11 protein-coding genes are annotated in these 15741 nt (G+C 65.1%); 8 read left to right on the top strand and 3 right to left on the bottom strand.

Annotation, left to right across the window (positions count from 1 at the left end; all coding sequences use genetic code 11):
• Positions 1-8 precede the first annotated feature (8 nt).
• Genes tssH through H7F36_RS03095 form a run of 8 tightly spaced genes read left to right on the top strand, consistent with a single transcriptional unit; the run spans position 9 to position 12945 of the window.
• On the top strand, positions 9-2726 hold the full coding sequence (gene tssH, locus H7F36_RS03130; protein WP_187053298.1) for a type VI secretion system ATPase TssH: 2718 nt from the start codon (positions 9-11) through the stop codon (positions 2724-2726).
• A gap of 36 nt (positions 2727-2762) precedes the next feature.
• Complete coding sequence (locus H7F36_RS03125; protein ID WP_187053297.1) at positions 2763-5681, top strand: type VI secretion system Vgr family protein; 2919 nt, start codon at positions 2763-2765, stop codon at positions 5679-5681.
• Positions 5682-5698: 17 nt separating this feature from the next.
• Positions 5699-8290: a DUF2169 domain-containing protein gene (locus tag H7F36_RS03120; RefSeq protein ID WP_261802479.1), complete on the top strand. Its 2592-nt coding sequence runs from the start codon at positions 5699-5701 to the stop codon at positions 8288-8290.
• Positions 8291-8319: 29 nt separating this feature from the next.
• Positions 8320-9336, top strand: a complete 1017-nt coding sequence (locus tag H7F36_RS03115; protein WP_261802478.1) for a pentapeptide repeat-containing protein — start codon at positions 8320-8322, stop codon at positions 9334-9336.
• Between the two features lie 31 nt (positions 9337-9367).
• Positions 9368-10021: a DUF3540 domain-containing protein gene (locus tag H7F36_RS03110; RefSeq protein ID WP_187053294.1), complete on the top strand. Its 654-nt coding sequence runs from the start codon at positions 9368-9370 to the stop codon at positions 10019-10021.
• Between the two features lie 10 nt (positions 10022-10031).
• Positions 10032-10427: a DUF4150 domain-containing protein gene (locus H7F36_RS03105; protein WP_187053293.1), complete on the top strand. Its 396-nt coding sequence runs from the start codon at positions 10032-10034 to the stop codon at positions 10425-10427.
• A 51-nt stretch (positions 10428-10478) separates the two neighbouring features.
• The gene (tagH, locus tag H7F36_RS03100; protein WP_187053292.1) at positions 10479-12119 is read left to right on the top strand and encodes a type VI secretion system-associated FHA domain protein TagH; all 1641 of its coding nucleotides are present in this window, start codon (positions 10479-10481) and stop codon (positions 12117-12119) included.
• Positions 12120-12153: 34 nt separating this feature from the next.
• The gene (locus H7F36_RS03095; protein ID WP_187053291.1) at positions 12154-12945 is read left to right on the top strand and encodes a PP2C family protein-serine/threonine phosphatase; all 792 of its coding nucleotides are present in this window, start codon (positions 12154-12156) and stop codon (positions 12943-12945) included.
• Positions 12946-13028: 83 nt separating this feature from the next.
• On the opposite strand, the gene H7F36_RS03090 is transcribed toward H7F36_RS03095, so the two are convergent.
• The 3 genes from H7F36_RS03090 to tssC form a co-directional block, all read right to left on the bottom strand.
• Positions 13029-13595: a hypothetical protein gene (locus H7F36_RS03090; RefSeq protein WP_187053290.1), complete on the bottom strand. Its 567-nt coding sequence runs from the start codon at positions 13593-13595 to the stop codon at positions 13029-13031.
• Between the two features lie 48 nt (positions 13596-13643).
• Positions 13644-14126, bottom strand: a complete 483-nt coding sequence (locus H7F36_RS03085; protein ID WP_187053289.1) for an Hcp family type VI secretion system effector — start codon at positions 14124-14126, stop codon at positions 13644-13646.
• Positions 14127-14232: 106 nt separating this feature from the next.
• Positions 14233-15726, bottom strand: coding sequence for a type VI secretion system contractile sheath large subunit (gene tssC / locus H7F36_RS03080; RefSeq protein WP_187053288.1), 1494 nt, complete (start codon positions 15724-15726; stop codon positions 14233-14235).
• Positions 15727-15741: the final 15 nt, after the last annotated feature.

Raw genomic sequence — 15741 nt, 5'->3', positions numbered from 1 at the left:
GAAATGCAATGAGTGAAATCAGCCGCACCGCCTTGTTCGGCAAGCTCAACTCGCTGGCCTACAAAGCCATCGAAGGCGCCACGGTGTTCTGCAAGATGCGCGGGAATCCGTACGTCGAGCTGGAGCACTGGTTCGCGCAGTTGCTGCAGGCGCAAGACTCCGACCTGCATCGCGTCATCCAGCACTATGGGCTCGACATCTCGGTCATCGCGAAAGACATGACCGCAGCACTCGACCGGCTGCCGCGCGGTGCTACGGCCATCAGCGATTTCTCTCCACACATCGAGAACGCGATCGAGCGCGCCTGGACCTACGCCACGCTGCAGTTCGGCGAGGCGCAAGTGCGCACCGGCTACATCCTGATCGGCATGCTGAAGACGCAGAGCCTGCGCAACCCGCTGTTCAATCTGTCGAAGCAGTTCGAGCGCGTCAAGGTCGAAGACCTGGCCGACAACTTCGTCAAGATTTGCGACCCGTCGCCCGAGTCGCAGATGCGTGCGCAAGACGGCACCGGCTTGGCGTCAGGGGGAGGCGTTGGGACACCGGGCGCAGACGCCGGCGCCATGGCGCCGGCAGCGATGGGCAAGGGCGATGCGCTGAAGAAGTTCGCTGTCGACCTTACGGAAAAAGCGAAGAAGGGCGAGATCGACCCGGTCACCGGACGCGACGAAGAGATCCGCCAGATCGTCGACATCCTGATGCGCCGGCGCCAGAACAACCCGTTGCTCACCGGCGAGGCCGGCGTCGGCAAGACGGCGGTGGTCGAGGGCTTCGCGCAGCGCCTCGCGCGTGGCGATGTGCCGCCGCAACTCAAGGACGTGAAGCTGCTCACCCTCGACATCGGCTTGCTGCAGGCTGGCGCCAGCATGAAGGGCGAGTTCGAACAGCGTCTGCGGCAAGTCATCGATGAAGTGCAAAGCTCGCCGACGCCGATCATCCTTTTCATCGACGAAATCCACACGCTGGTCGGTGCCGGTGGCGCGGCCGGCACGGGCGATGCAGCCAACCTTCTGAAGCCGGCATTGGCGCGCGGCAACCTGCGCACCATCGGCGCGACGACCTGGGCCGAGTACAAGAAGTACATCGAAAAGGACCCGGCGCTGACGCGGCGCTTTCAGGTCGTGCAGGTGCCGGAGCCGGACGAGGTCAAGGCCATCCTGATGCTGCGCGGCGTGGCCAGCGTGCTTGAAAAACACCATCGCGTTCAGCTGCTGGACGAAGCGATAGAGGCTGCAGTGAAGCTGTCGCATCGGTACATACCGGCTCGCCAATTGCCGGACAAGGCGGTGAGCCTGCTCGACACGGCTTGTGCGCGGGTTGCCGTGAGTCAACACGCGACGCCGCCGGAAGTCGAAGACTGTTTGCGCCGCATCGAAGGACTCAAGGTCGAGCAGGAAATCATCGGACGTGAGGAGACGATCGGCATCGATGTGACCAAGCGGGCGGCGGCGGTGGGCGGGTCGCTGGTCGAGTCGAACGAGCAGCTTGAAAAGCTCAACGCGCGCTGGCAGGAAGAGAAGGGCTTGATCGATCGGTTGCTCGAACTGCGCGCGCAACTGCGCAAAGCGGGTGAGGCGGTCGATGTGCCGGTGGAGGGCGCGACGCCGTCCATCGTCGAGGCAGCCACTGCGCCCGACCGCGCGGCGCTGCTTGCGGAACTGCACGAGCTGCAGGCCAGGATCGCCACCGTCCAGGGCGAGTCCCCACTCATCCTTCCTTCGGTCGACGAGCAGGCCGTGGCCTCTGTCGTCGCCGACTGGACCGGCATTCCTGTCGGCCGCATGGTGAAAAACGAAGTGCAGGCGGTGCTGGAATTGGCGGACACGCTGAACAAGCGCGTCATCGGCCAGAAGCATGGCCTCGAGATGATCGCGCGCCGCATCCAGACCTCGCGTGCACGACTCGACAACCCCGGCAAGCCGATCGGCGTATTCATGTTGTGCGGCACCTCCGGCGTCGGCAAGACGGAGACCGCACTTGCTCTGGCCGAGGCGCTGTACGGCGGTGAGCAGAACATCATCACCATCAACATGAGCGAGTTCCAGGAGGCGCACACCGTGTCCACGCTCAAGGGTGCGCCGCCCGGCTACGTGGGCTACGGCGAGGGCGGCATATTGACGGAAGCGGTGCGACGCCGGCCTTACTCGGTGGTGCTGCTCGACGAGGTCGAGAAGGCGCACCCGGACGTGCACGAGATCTTCTTCCAGGTCTTCGACAAGGGCTGGATGGAAGACGGCGAGGGCCGCATGATCGACTTCAAGAACACGATCATCCTGCTCACCACCAACGCCGGCAGCGAGCTGGTCATGAGCATGTGCCGCGACCCGGAGCTGCTGCCCGATCCGGTGGCGCTGAACGAGGCGCTCAAGGCGCCGCTGATGAAGATCTTTCCGCCCGCGCTGCTCGGCCGCATCGTGACGATTCCGTACTACCCGCTGTCGCCCGAGATGATGGCGATGATCGTACGACTGCAACTCGGCCGTATCCAGAAGCGCGTCGCGGCCAACCACGGCATTCCGTTCGAATACACCGAAGCGGTGGTCAAGCAGGTGGTGGCGCGCTGCAACGACGTGGAGTCGGGCGGCCGTGCCATCGACGCCATCCTGACCAACACGGTGCTGCCGACCATCTCGGTCGAGTACCTGCAGCGGCTGGCCTCGGGCGGCGAGATCAAGCGCGTCGCGCTCGATGTGAAAGACGCCGACTTCACCTACGCGTTCGACTAGACGAACACGACGGCAAGCCCACGAAAGATCTGCGACATGGCCGAAGAACTGTTTCACATCAAGAGCGATTCGCCGGCGGTCGACGACTTGATGTTCTGGACCTTGGTGGGCCATGAGAGCCTGTCGAATCCTTCGATCTACGAGCTCGTGGTGCTGTCCAGGAACGATCAGATCGACGGCAAGGACATCCTCGGCCGGGCCTTCGATGTGGTGCTCGATTTCTTCGACGCCGACGGCGGCAAGCACCAGCGTCATTGCCAGGGCCACGCCGTGCGCTTCATGCGGGCGGAACGGGCTGGTCGCTATGCCTCGTACCGCATCGTGCTGCGCTCGTGGTTCTGGCTGCTGACCAAGCGCACCAACTCCCGCATCCTGCAGGAGAAGAAGGTGCTGGAGGTGATGGATGCGGTGCTCGAAGACAGCCCGATCAAGCGCTTCAAGAAGGTCGAGACCCAGAACGTGATCGGCAACCACTTGCAGCGCCGCTACAGCGTGCAGCATATGGAAACCGACTTTCACTTCATCTCGCGGCTGCTCGAAGACGAAGGCATCTACTACTGGTACGACGCACACGATGCGCCGGGCACGATGCACCTGTCGGACGCCAGCGAGATCGCTCATGAACCGTTGCCTGTGAAGCAGACGCTGCCGTACGTGAGCTTCGGCGCCAACGACTCGCGCTTCGAAGAGATCAGCCGCTGGGTCAGCGCCCGCAGTTTCGAAAGCGGCAAGTACGACACGCGCGACAGTGACTTCAAGGCCATCGGCAAGCGGCTCGGCGCCAAGCGCGACACCTCGGACGATCACCAGTTGGCGGACTTCGAGGAGTTCGAGTTTCCCGGTGGCTACTTCACCCCCGACGATGCCGACAACACCGCGAAGATCCGCGGTGAAGAACAGATCGCGCGGCGCGACCGGCACTGGGCTATCACGAGCTGGCCCGATGTAGCGGTTGGCCGTACCTTCAAGTTCACCGGCTCGCCCGATGGTTCGAGCGACGGCGAATACCTGATCGGCGGTTGTGACTTCGTGGTCACGCATGCCGGCTACGAAGGCATGAGCGCCACCGATGGCAACGCGCACCGCATCGGCTCCGTGCTGCTCGCGATGGTGACCGAAGATCCGTCGAACAACGACATCGCCGGCTTGCTGAAGGAGTTGATCGACGGACATCCGGCGTTGCGCATTCCGGAGCGCGGCACCCAGTCGTTTTTGATCACCGTGCTGCCGGCCGACATGCCCTTCAGGCCGCGCCGCATCACGCCGCGCGTGACGATGCCAGGGCCGCAGTCGGCCATCGTGGTCGGCCCCAAGGGCGATGAACTGCACGTCGACCAGCTCGGCCGCGTCAAGGTGCACTTTCACTGGGATCGCTACGACGAAAGCAACGAGAAATCGACCTGCTGGGTGCGCGTGTCGCAACCGATGGCGGGCACTTCGTGGGGCGGGTACTTCATGCCGCGCATCGGGCAGGAAGTGATCGTCGACTTCCTGAACGGCGACCCGGACCGGCCCATCGTCGTCGGCCGTGTCTACAACGACAAGCAGCCGATCCCGTACGACTCGCCGACGCAAAGCGGTTTCAAGACGCGGTCGACGCCGGGTGGCAACAGCAACAACTACAACGAGTTGATGTTCGAGGACAAGAAGGGCGAGGAGCTCGTCAACATCCATGCCGAGCGCAACATGTCGACCTCGGTCGAGGCCGACGACTCGACCAGCGTGGGGCACGACCAGAGCATCAGGGTCGAGAACGACCGCACGGTGCACACCATCGGTTTCGAAAAGCGCGAGGTCGACAAGGACCAGCGCAACATCGTCCACAAGGACCAGTACACCAACGTGACGCTGGCGCAGTACAACAACATCGGCAAGTACCAGGAAAACATCGTCGGCCTGACGGGGCAGTTCAACCAGGTCGGCGGCAAGGTCGACATGATCGTCGGCCAGACCTACAACCTGAACGTGACCGGCGCCATGACGCAGTTCTCGGCGTCGCTGGCGCTCACCTCGGGCGCCGTCAGCGTGACTGCCGCTTCACTGGCGGTCGGCACCAAAGGCGACATGTCGTTCACCTCGCAAGCCGGCCGCAAGGACATCACCAGCGGTGCGCATCTGGTCGCATCCAACGCTGGCATCAAACTGGTGGCCGCGGCCGACGTGGACCTGATGGCCTTCGGCAACATCAATGCGACCTCGATGGGGTCCAACACGACGGTGATGGGTTCCAACTCGAGTGGCTACATCGGCTCGTCGAGCGAAGCCAACATGGGCATGGCGCGCAGCACGTTCATGGGTCTGCAGATGAACAACTTTCTGGGCATGAGCATCGCCAACGCGCTCGCCATCCAGATGGAGAACTGCGCCGCGCTGCAGATGCACAACGTGGCGGCGCTCGATCTCACCAACACGCCGGCCGACATCGAGTGCACCGCCGTCAAGATCATTCAGCCGGGCGCCGGCGCCGGTGGTGCGGCCGGGGCAGCGGTGGTCGGCGCGCTGGGCGGCCTGGTGGCGGGCGTGCTGGGCGTCGCCGACTCGGCCGCGACCATGAAGCAGTACGCCGACGCGGCCGCGGCACTGCGCCAGACAGCAAGCGAAATCCCCGAGCTGCCCGAACTCCAGGGCAAGCTCAACAGCCTGGCCGCCAGCGCCGACCGGCGTCAGCGGCAACTCGGCACCGCTGTCGGTGCAGGCGTCGGTGCGGTGGTGGGCGGCGTGCTCGGCGGGCCGGCGGGCGCTGTGGCTGGCGGCGGAGTCGGCTCGCAATTGGGGGGCAAGTATGTGCCCGGTGCGGCGCCATCAGTGGCGAATGTGGCCGACAAGGCAGGCGAGGCGGTCGGCAAGGCGGCTGACAAAGCCTGGGACGCCGCGATGCCTCCTGCACCGCCCGCGACCAAGACGCCGAGCCCGCCCGACAACAAAGGCGGCGGCTCCGCGCCGGCGGGCGGCTGATGCAGGTCTGCAAGCCCATGTCGCTTGGGTTTTCGAGCCGCGCGATCGAATACCGAAAACGCTACGGCATGTGCGTCACGCACTATCTGCACGTGCCTTTCGTTCAGGGCAGCGCCGGCCGTTTGTGGGGCGAGCAGTCGCTCTGGAATTTTGTAGCGCGCGAGATGGCGCTGCCGCTGCTCGACGAAGGCGTGGCCAAGCTCACGCCCGAGTTTCTGGTGCACGGCCATGCCTATCCGCAGCCGTCGGAGGCCGCGGGCTGCGCGGTGCGCGTGCGCGTCGGGCATGTCGAGAAAACGCTGCTGGCGTTCGGCGAACGCTGGTGGGATGGCGACCGGCCGCGCGCCGTGGCCGCAGCGCCCGAGCGCATCGCGCTGGGCTGGCACAACGCCTATGGCGGTGCCGACTACGCGTTGAACCCGCTCGGCAAAGGCCGCCAGGCCGTCAACGGCGTGCGCATGCTGCCCAACATCGAACTGCCGGGGTCGCGCATGTTGTCGCCGCAGTCCGAGGTGGTGCCGGCCGGCTACGGTCCGCTCGAAACCTTGCACCCGCAGCGGCTCGCCTACCGTGGCACCTACGACGCCGACTACCTCAAGGCCCATGCGCCGGGCTTTCCGCCGGACCTCGATTGGAAGCACTTCAACATGGCCCCGAGCGACCAGTGGTTCGATGCGCCGTTGCGCGGCGACGAACCGTTTGCGCTCGACAACCTGCACCCGGTCCAGCGTCGGATCGAAGGCCGGTTGCCGGGCCTGCGCGTGCGCACCTTCGTCAACTATGCGGACAGCGGTGCCACCAAGCTGCGCGAGGTGCCGATGCGCCTGACCACGGCTTGGTTCTTTCCGCATGCCGAGCGCATGGTGCTGGTGTTCCACGGCATGGCCGAATGCGCGGAGGACGACGGTGCCGACATCCTTCAATTGCTGGGCGCGGTCGAGCGCATCGGCCAGCCGAAGACCGATGCGCACTACGTCGACGTGCTGGCCCGGCGCGCCGACCCGAAGCACGGTGGCCTCGAAGCACTGAACGATGCCGACCTGCTGCCCGAGGGCATCGACACCGCCGACCCCGAAGCCGCCGAGGCCGAGCAGGCCTTTGCGATGGAAGGCTTGCAGGGCGCAGCGCAGCGTCGCCGTGCCGAGGTGGACATCGCCGTCGCGCGCGAGAAGATGGCCGCCGAAGGCAAAGACCCGGGCGCGCTTGCATTCACCCTGCCGCCGCCCGAACCCAAGCGCAGCATGGGCGAGCTGCCGGCCTATCTCAAGGCGAAGCAGGAAGAAGCCCAGGCGCAGCAGTGGGCCGCGATCAGCGACATGGCCGACCAGCTTCAGCGCGTGCTCGATCTCGAAGAGGCCGGCAAGATCGACATGGCAAAGCTGGTGCACCGCGGACCGCCCGACTACAACGCGGAAGCGCATCTGGCGGAACTCGACGCACAGCGTGCGGCGGGCCTGGTGTTCGACCGGCGGCCGGTGGCGCAGAAGCTGGCGCAGCGCGAAGGCGCCGAGCGACTCGGCTACCTGCAGGCGGCGCATCTGCAGCCGCCCGCGTATCCGCAGCAGGGCGAAGTGGCGGCACGCGGTCGCGGGTTGATGCAGTGGATGCTGGCGCGCGGGCTGCGGAGTTTTCCGGGCATCGACCTGACGGGAGCAGACCTGTCGACCCTCGATCTGCGAAATGTCGACTTCACCGATGCGTGGTTGGAGAGCGCGAACCTGCAAGGCGCCAATGTGTCGGGCGCCAACTTCACGCGGGCGGTGCTGGCGCATGCCGATCTGCAGCGCATGCTGGCGGTCGGCACCGACTTCAGCTACGCCAACCTGGGCCGCGCGCGCTTGGCCGGCGCGGTACTCGACCAGGCGCAACTGGCAGGTGCCGTGTTGATGCATTGCGCGCTGGCCGACACGCACTTGCGCCGGGCCGTCATCGTCAACGCCAACCTGCTGAACACGTCGTGGGGCCACGCCGACTGGACCGGCGTCGAAGCCGCGGGCAATCTGTTCTACAAGCTCGACATGCAGGGGCTGCAGGCCGGCGAAGCCAACCTGGCGGGCGCGACCCTCGTCGAGTGCAACCTCAGCGGCGTGGACCTTCGTGGTGCGCGGTTGCCGGGCGCGAGCTTCGTCAGTTGCCGCCTCGATGGTGTGCGGCTGGCGGGCGCGCAACTCGACGGCGCGGTGTTCACCAAAGACTGCTCGCTGGTCGGCGCCGACCTGTCGCATGCCAGCCTGCTCGCAGCCAACTTCGGCGAGGTCGACCTGCGAGATGCGTCACTGGTCAAGGCCCGGCTGGCCGGCGCCAACTTCGGCTCGGCCCGCCTCTCCGGCTGCGACGCGCGGCTGGCCAGCGCCGAGGGCGCGTTGCTGCGCAAGGCCGTGTTCACACGCGCTCGCCTGGCGGGCGTCAATTTCAAGGACGCGATGCTGCAGCACGCCGACCTGCGCGGCGCTGACCTGCGCGACGCCAACCTCTTTGGAGCCGACATCTCGCGCGCCCGACTCGATGCCGATGTCCGCTTCGACGGCGCATTGCTCGAGCGCGTGCGCAGCTGGCCGCGTCTCACGGCCGAACAACAGGCACGGCACGCGGCCGCGCATCCACTGTGAAAGCCGAGCATCTTTCGCTGGCGGTCAGCATGGGCGAGACCATCGACGGTCTCGACCTGCGCAAAGGTCAGTTCGCGAAGATCTCCATCGGCGGTGGTGTGTTCACGCAGGCGCAGCTCGACGAATGCGACTGGCGTGAAGCCGACGCACGTGAAAGCGTGTTCGACCGCTGCAAGCTGCAAGGCGCGATGTTCAACGGCGCCAATCTGCGGCGCGCCGTCTTCAACCAGTGCGAGCTGGCGCACGCCGATTTTCGCAATGCGCATCTGCACGGCGCGACCTTCAGCGAGTGCACGTTGACGCATGCGCAATTCGCTGCGGCATGGCTCGGCATGGCGACGTTCTCGCGTTGCCGGCTCGACCACGCCAGCCTGGCCGGCGCCACGCTCGAATCCGCCGTGATCACCGACTGTTCGCTCATCGACGTGAACGCCGACGACAGCGAGTGGAAGCACACCTGCGTGCTGCAATGCGACCTGGCGCAGCTCACATGGGCGGGTGCGCGCATGACGCGTGCCGTGTTCACCAAGACCGCGCTGATCGGCAAGTCCTTCGCGGGTCTGGTGCTCGACGGTTGCCAGTTTTCATTCGCCGATCTGACAGGTGCCGACTTTGCCGGTGTCTCGCTGAAGCAATGCAACTTTCAGGGGTCGGTGCTGGACGGCGCTAACTTCAACCACGCGGTCGGGCCGCATGCGCTCTTTTGCGGCGCGCAGGGCGAGGGCGTCGATTTCTCCAACGCCAAGCTGCGGCAGGCGCTCTTCACGGCTGGGCAGTTTCCGTCGGCGCGCTTCGATGGCGCCGACCTCTACCAATGCCACTTCGCCAACGCGAACCTGGTCGATGCGAGCCTCGCCGGTGCCGAACTCACCTACGCCGACTTTCGCCATGCCGACCTCAGTCGCGCCGACTTGCGGCAGGCGACGATGTTTCGCGCGACGTTGCACGGCGCACGGACCGACGAAGCTCAGATGACCGACCGCAGCCGCGCGCTCGAAACCGACCCTGAACTGGCGCGTGCCGAGCGCTGGACTGCAAGCGCCTGACGCCACCTTTGTGCTCTTTCCGGAGATACCTATGACTGCCACTGTCGTTTTGAAACCGCGCCGTCGAACTGCCGTGCGCCACGCTGCGCCGACGCCTGCGCAGAGTTGTGTCGGCGTCATTACCGTCGCTGACGTGAACGGAATTTCGGTGAGCAGCGGCAACCTGCAAGCACGCGGCCGACGCGCTGCGAGTTGCCTGCTCGAGCCGGCGATAGGCGATACCGTGGCCTGCCTGCTGGTAGCACCCGACGAAGTCTGGGTGCTCGCTGTGCTGCAACGTGAAGAGGGCACGGCCAACGTGCTGCGCTGCCACGGGCCGACGCGCATCGCGGTCGACGGCGGCGCGCTGACTTTGGCCGCGCCGCATCTCGCGCTTGAAAGCGAGGTCTTTTCATTGCGCGCAGCCAAGGCCAGTGTCGCAGCCGACGATGCCGAACTCGTTGGCAAGAACCTGCACGTGATCGGCACCGCGGTGAAGCTGGTCGGCTCCGTGCTGTCGACCGTGTTCGAGCGCGTCACCCATTTCAGCCGCAACCACTTGCGCACCACCGATGGCATCGACCGGGTGCAGGCGACGCATGTCGAATGCGAGGCCGAGCAGCTGGCGCGCATTTCAGGCCAGCATCTGCTGCTCAACGGACAGAACCTGGTGAAGGCGCGCGGCGGCCAGATCCACTTCGGTTGAGGGCGCGGCCATGTTCGCCAACTGCCAGCTCATGGGCACCGACATGGGGTTTCCCGATGTCTGCATGACGCCGGCTGCGCCGTCGCCGTTGCCGATTCCTTACCCGAACATCGCGATGGGCCCGATGGCCATTCCCAACTGCCCGACCATCCTCATCATGGGCATGCCGGCGCACAACCTGGGCACCAGCATTCCCATGACCAACGGCGACAACGCCGGCGTCGTGATGGGCGTGGCCTCAGGCACGGTGATGGGCCCGAGCCGGCATTTGACTGCCGCGTTCACCGTGTTGTTTCAGGGTATGCCGGCCACGCGCCTGACCAGTGTGTCGCTGCAAAACAGCACGAACTGCCCCGGTGTAAGGGCCGTGCCGAGTCAGGCGCTGGTGTTGCTGCTGTCGCCGTGACACCATGCTGTTCCAGGTCAGATATTCACAGATTGCAGCAGGAGTGAGTTCGTGATTCGAGTCGTTGTGGTTTCACATCAAGGCGGGTCCGTCGGGCGCGCGCTCGAAGGGCGTTTTGGGCCGGAGGGCGGCACCATCGGGCGCGCTTCGACCAACACGCTGGTGCTCGACGACCCGGACCGCACCGTGTCGCGGGTGCATGCGCAGATCGTGTGCCGCGGCGATGCCTTCTTCATCGTCGATCGCGGCAGCAATCCGATGCTGTGCAACGGCCGGTCGCTGGGTGCCGGCAACGAGGTGCCGATGGCCGATGGCGATCGCCTGGTGATCGGCGGCTTCGAGCTGAAGGTCGAGGCGCAGCAATCTTCGGGATCGGCGGCTCTGGCGGCTTCGGCGGGGAACAGTCCCGGCGACGACCTGGGGCTGCTGGGCACTGCGCCGAATGTGGCGACGCACGACGATGATCCGTTCGCCGATCTGCTGGCCGGGCTCGGTGCGCCGACCTCACCGACCTCACCGTCCTCACCTGTGCCTTCGCCCGCCCGGGCAGCCGCACCTTCGTTCCCTTCCTCTCCGTCCGCCGATTCGCTGCTGTTCGCCAACCCGCTGGAATCCGGACCGAGCCGCGGCGGCCCGGCCGGTGCCGATCCGTTCGCCGACCTGCTCGGGCCGAACTCCAGCGCTCGATCTGGTGCGATGTCAGCCGGTTCGTCCGCAGGTCGATCGACCGGCGCTCTGGACGATTTCTCCGACTTGGGGCTGAAGCCGGCCGGCAAGGCTGCCGGCATCGACGACCTGTTCGGTACCGGTGGCGGTCTGGGCGGTGACCCGCTCGCGTTGTCGCCATTGGCCGACCCGCTGCTGCAACCCAACACTGCGAGCAATGCCGATCCGTTCGCGGCGTTGCAGGGCAAGGCGAAGCCGACCGCGGCGGCACGCAGCGACCATGTGCAGATCGGTAACTTCGGCTATGCGCCGCCGATGGCAGTGGTGCCTGCCCCGGTGCCCGTCCCCCAGCGTGCGCGTCCGCTTCCGCGTCCGCACGCACCAGCGCCGCAGTTCGACGACCAAACCGGCTCGCCGGTCGGCAACGCCACCTCCGACGCTGAACTGTTGGCCGCGCTGCTTCGCGGCCTCGGCGGTCTGCACAAAGAGCCCCCAGCGCTCACGCCGGAGTTGATGGAGCGCATCGGCATCATCCTGCGCAGCGCGACCGAAGGCACGCTGCAACTGCTGTTGGCGCGCCAGGAGCTCAAGCGCGAAGTGCGGGCCGAGGTCACGATGATCGCGTCGCAGGCCAACAATCCGCTCAAGTTTTCACCGACGGTCGAGGTCGCGCTGGCGCATTTGCTGGGTGACGGCGTGCGCGGATTCATGCCACCGGAGGTCGCCATGCGCGATGCGTTCGACGACCTGCGCGCGCATCAGTTCGGCGTGATGGTCGGTATGCGGGCAGCCCTGGCGCATGTCATCGGTCGCTTCACGCCGGAAGAACTGGAAAAGAAGATCGCGGCCAAATCGGCGCTCGACAGCCTCTTCGCTGCGAACCGCAAGGCCAAGCTGTGGGACCAGTTCGTCGCGCTGTACGGCGGCATCGCGGCCGAGGCCGAAGACGACTTTCACAGCCTGTTCGGCAAGGCATTTCTGGAAGCCTACGAAGCGCAGATGGCGCGGCTCCGGGCCACCGTATAAATTCAGAGCAAATCCACGACAAGAGGAATCCGGTTTGGAAATCGAAATCGTCACGCTGTCCAAACAGGGCGGGCGTCCCTACAACGAAGACGTGCACGGGCATTGGCACGACGATCGCTTCGTCGCGTGCCTCGTGGCCGACGGTGCGGGCGGCCATGGCGGTGGTGACGTCGCGGCCGCCACCACGCGCAGCAGCGTGCTCGGCGGCTTCGCTGCGGCACCATCGATCGGCAGCGACGCATTGCGCGCGCTGCTGGAGCGCGCCAACCTCGACGTCGTCGCGCGCCAGGCCGAGGGCGGCAAGCTGGCGGCGATGCGCTCGACCGTGGTGCTCGCGGTCATCGACCTGCACGACGATCAACTGGCCTGGGCGCACAGCGGCGACAGCCGGGCGTATCTGTTTCGCGCGGGCGCATTGGTGGCGCGCACCACCGATCACAGCCTGGTGCAGCAGATGGTGGCCGGCGGCATGATCGACGAAGAGGGCGCGCGGCTGCATCCACAACGCAACATGCTGTTGTCGGCGCTCGGCTCGGTCGACGAGGCGCCGGAGATCAGCGTGTCCGCGTCGATGCCGCTGGCGCCCGGCGACGTGCTGCTGATGTGCAGTGACGGCGTGTGGGAGCCGCTCGGCGACGAGTGCCTGCTCGAGACGCTGCAGGCCTCGCGCAACCCGAGCCAGTGGGTCGAGTTGCTCGACCAGCAGATCAAGGTGCGCGCCAAACCGGGGCACGACAACTACACGGCCCTGGCCGTCTGGTTACGTGAGGACGACGAAGACACGCGCCGCATGCCGGCCGTTGCGGACCAGCCCGACGCAAGCTGAGGCCCGTGCCCGGGGCGACTCTCCAGAGGGCGGCGGTCACCGCCACGCTGCCGCGTTGCGACAGGTCCTGGTGGCGTGTCGCATCAAGGCGCCTTGGGGCGGTAGGCCGTGAGCGTGCCGGTGACGCTCACGTCCACTGTCACCTTCACCGTCGCCAGTTCCATCTTGCCGTTATCGGATCGCTTCATCGACTTCCGGGTGCTCGTCTCTTTGACCGGCGCATCCTTCCAGCGGATCACGCTGGCCTTCACTTTTTCGTGGTGGCCCTTGTCGTTCTGTTCGAGAACGGTCAATTCACCGGCGCCAGTGTCCTTGCTCACGATCGACGTGTGGTGCGGATGCCCGATCGTCGTCTCGACCGCGTCTTCGGACTCCAGTCCGTCCGCGAAGGTAACGGTGGTGGTGGTCGTCTTCGTCATCTCGTAGTCGCGGTACTGGAGCACGTCACCGGGCAGCACGTCTTTCAGATCGACCTCGTCACCCCACACGTAGTCGGCATCGCTGTCCGTGGGCCCGCCGAAATCCGACGAAGCGCCGGCCCCTGCCTTCGTCAATGCGCTTTCCGCGAGGTCCCAGCATTCGCCGGCCCCCACGCTCTTGCCGACGTGGCCGCTGGCCCACTGCAAGATCTTCTGATTCAGTGTTGCCATGGCGTCTTCCTCAATGCGGGGCGGCTTCGCGACTTGAACCTCTGCGACTCAAACTTTCTTGTTCGCCGCGATGTCCCAGCCCGCCGTTTTGGCGGCATCGCCCGTGCCGTCGGCTTTTTGCGGAACGTATTCGAACTTGAATTTCGAAAAGTTCAGCGAGATGTTTTCGGTGAGGCGGTCCTCGCCACCGCTGCCGCCGGTGGCGACATTGGCGACGATCAGGTTGCTCAATGTGAGCTTGATGTACTCGAGCGGTTCTTTGCCGGCCTTGCGCACCACAAACACCGCCTCCTTGATGTGCTCGCCGTTGCAGCACGCCAGCAGCAGCGCGTGGGAACTTGCGTCGATGTACTTGGTAAAGGAAAAGTCTTGAACGGAAACCTTGCCGCTGCCGCCGCCGCCGCCCATGTGGCTGGTACCCGACTGGCTGGCGCCCCAGCTCCATGACAGCACATCGATTTCCTTCTTGTGCTTGTCGTCGGACGACTCGCCTTCAACGCCTTCGATCTTGATAAACATGTCTACAGCCATGATGGTCACCTTTCAGTTGTGTTGTGAGAAACAGATCGACTTCCGTGCCGACGCAGCTACAGGGATAACGACTTCAAGTCCCTGAATTCAAAGACGCGTGGCAAATTTATTTGGCCCCTTTGGCGGAGGGCAGCTTGGAGACCAGGCGCAATGAAACGGTGAGTCCTTCGAGCTGGTAATGCGGCCGCAAGAAGAACTTGGAGCTGTAGTAACCCGGATTGCCTTCGATCTCTTCGACCACCACCTCGGCCGCGGCCAGGGGCTTTTGCGACTTGGTTTCTTCCGAGGAGTTGGCCGGGTCGCCATCCACGTAGTTCATGATCCATTTGTTGAGCCAGCGCTCCATGTCCGACTTCTCCTTGAAGCTGCCGACCTTGTCGCGCACGATGCATTTCAGGTAGTGCGCAAAGCGGTTGCAGGCAAACAGGTAAGGCAGGCGCGCGGCCAGGTTGGCGTTGGCGGTCGCATCCGGGTCGTCGTACTCCGCAGGCTTGTGCAAAGACTGCGCACCGATGAACGCGGCAAAGTCCGAGTTCTTGCGGTGGATGAGGGACAGCAAGCCGGCCTTCGACAATTCGGCCTCGCGCCGGTCGCCGATGGCGATTTCTGTCGGGCACTTCTGGTCGACGCCGCCGTCGTCGCTCGGAAAAGTGTGGAGCGGCAGGTTCTCGACCGCGCCGCCCGATTCGATGCCGCGAATGCGCGAGCCCCAGCCATAGAGCTTGTACGAACGATTGATGTTGGTCGCCATCGCATAAGCCGCATTGGCCCATGCGTACTTGTTGTGATCGGCGCCGGCAACGTCTTCCTCGAAGTCGAACTCCTCGATCGGATTGGTCTTGGCACCATACGGCGTGCGCGCGAGGAAGCGCGGCATGCACAGGCCAAGGTACTTGGAGTCGTCGGAGTCGCGCAGCGAGCGCCAGCCGGCGTACTCGGGCGTGCCGAAAATCTTGGTGAGGTCGCGCGGGTTCGCGAGCTCCTGCCACGACTCCATCTGCAGGAGGTTCGAACTGGCGCCGGTAATGAAGGGTGCGTGCGCCGACGCCGCGATCTTCGCCACTTCGCCGAGCAGTTCCACATCGGGCGGGCTCTGGTCGAAGTGGTAGTCGCCCACGATGGCGCCGAAGGGCTCGCCGCCGAACTGGCCGTATTCCTCTTCGTAGACCTTCTTGAACATCGGGCTCTGGTCCCAGGCCGCGCCCTTGAATTTCTTCAGGTTCTTGTGCAGTTCCTTCTTGGAAATGTCCATCACCCGGATCTTCAGGAACTCGTCCGACTCGGTGTTGTTCACCATGTAGTGCAGGCCGCGCCAGGCACTCTCGAGCTTCTGAAATTCGTCGTTGTGCAGGATCTGATTGACCTGCGCAGTGAGCTTGGCGTCTATCGCGGCGATCATGGCCTGGATCGACTTGGTCACGTCCTTGCCGATGACGGTGCTGTTGCTCAGCGCCTGTTGCGCCAGTGTGAGCACGGCAGCTTCGACGGCACTCTTGGCCTCGTCGCTGCGCGGCTTGAATTCCTTTTGCAGCAGCGACGAAAAATCGCTGCCGGCAAACGCGACATCTTTCAGCGCGCCTTGTTCAAGTGCTTCTGCCATGGTGCTTTCTCCTCG

Origin of the sequence: Variovorax sp. PAMC28562 (genome assembly GCF_014303735.1) — a bacterium.
In the GTDB taxonomy this organism is placed as follows: Bacteria; Pseudomonadota; Gammaproteobacteria; order Burkholderiales; family Burkholderiaceae_C; genus Variovorax.
Note: the sequence above shows the minus strand (reverse complement) of the source record. Positions and strands in the feature narration are given on the sequence as shown.

Excerpts from the sequence above, each read along its gene's own strand:
- tssH (WP_187053298.1), top strand. The coding sequence starts at position 9 with ATGAGTGAAATCAGCCGCACCGCCTTGTTCGGCAAGCTCAACTCGCTG.
- H7F36_RS03125 (WP_187053297.1), top strand. The coding sequence starts at position 2,763 with ATGGCCGAAGAACTGTTTCACATCAAGAGCGATTCGCCGGCGGTCGAC.
- H7F36_RS03120 (WP_261802479.1), top strand. The coding sequence starts at position 5,699 with ATGTCGCTTGGGTTTTCGAGCCGCGCGATCGAATACCGAAAACGCTAC.
- H7F36_RS03115 (WP_261802478.1), top strand. The coding sequence starts at position 8,320 with ATGGGCGAGACCATCGACGGTCTCGACCTGCGCAAAGGTCAGTTCGCG.
- H7F36_RS03110 (WP_187053294.1), top strand. The coding sequence starts at position 9,368 with ATGACTGCCACTGTCGTTTTGAAACCGCGCCGTCGAACTGCCGTGCGC.
- H7F36_RS03105 (WP_187053293.1), top strand. The coding sequence starts at position 10,032 with ATGTTCGCCAACTGCCAGCTCATGGGCACCGACATGGGGTTTCCCGAT.
- H7F36_RS03090 (WP_187053290.1), bottom strand. The coding sequence starts at position 13,595 with ATGGCAACACTGAATCAGAAGATCTTGCAGTGGGCCAGCGGCCACGTC.
- H7F36_RS03085 (WP_187053289.1), bottom strand. The coding sequence starts at position 14,126 with ATGGCTGTAGACATGTTTATCAAGATCGAAGGCGTTGAAGGCGAGTCG.
- tssC (WP_187053288.1), bottom strand. The coding sequence starts at position 15,726 with ATGGCAGAAGCACTTGAACAAGGCGCGCTGAAAGATGTCGCGTTTGCC.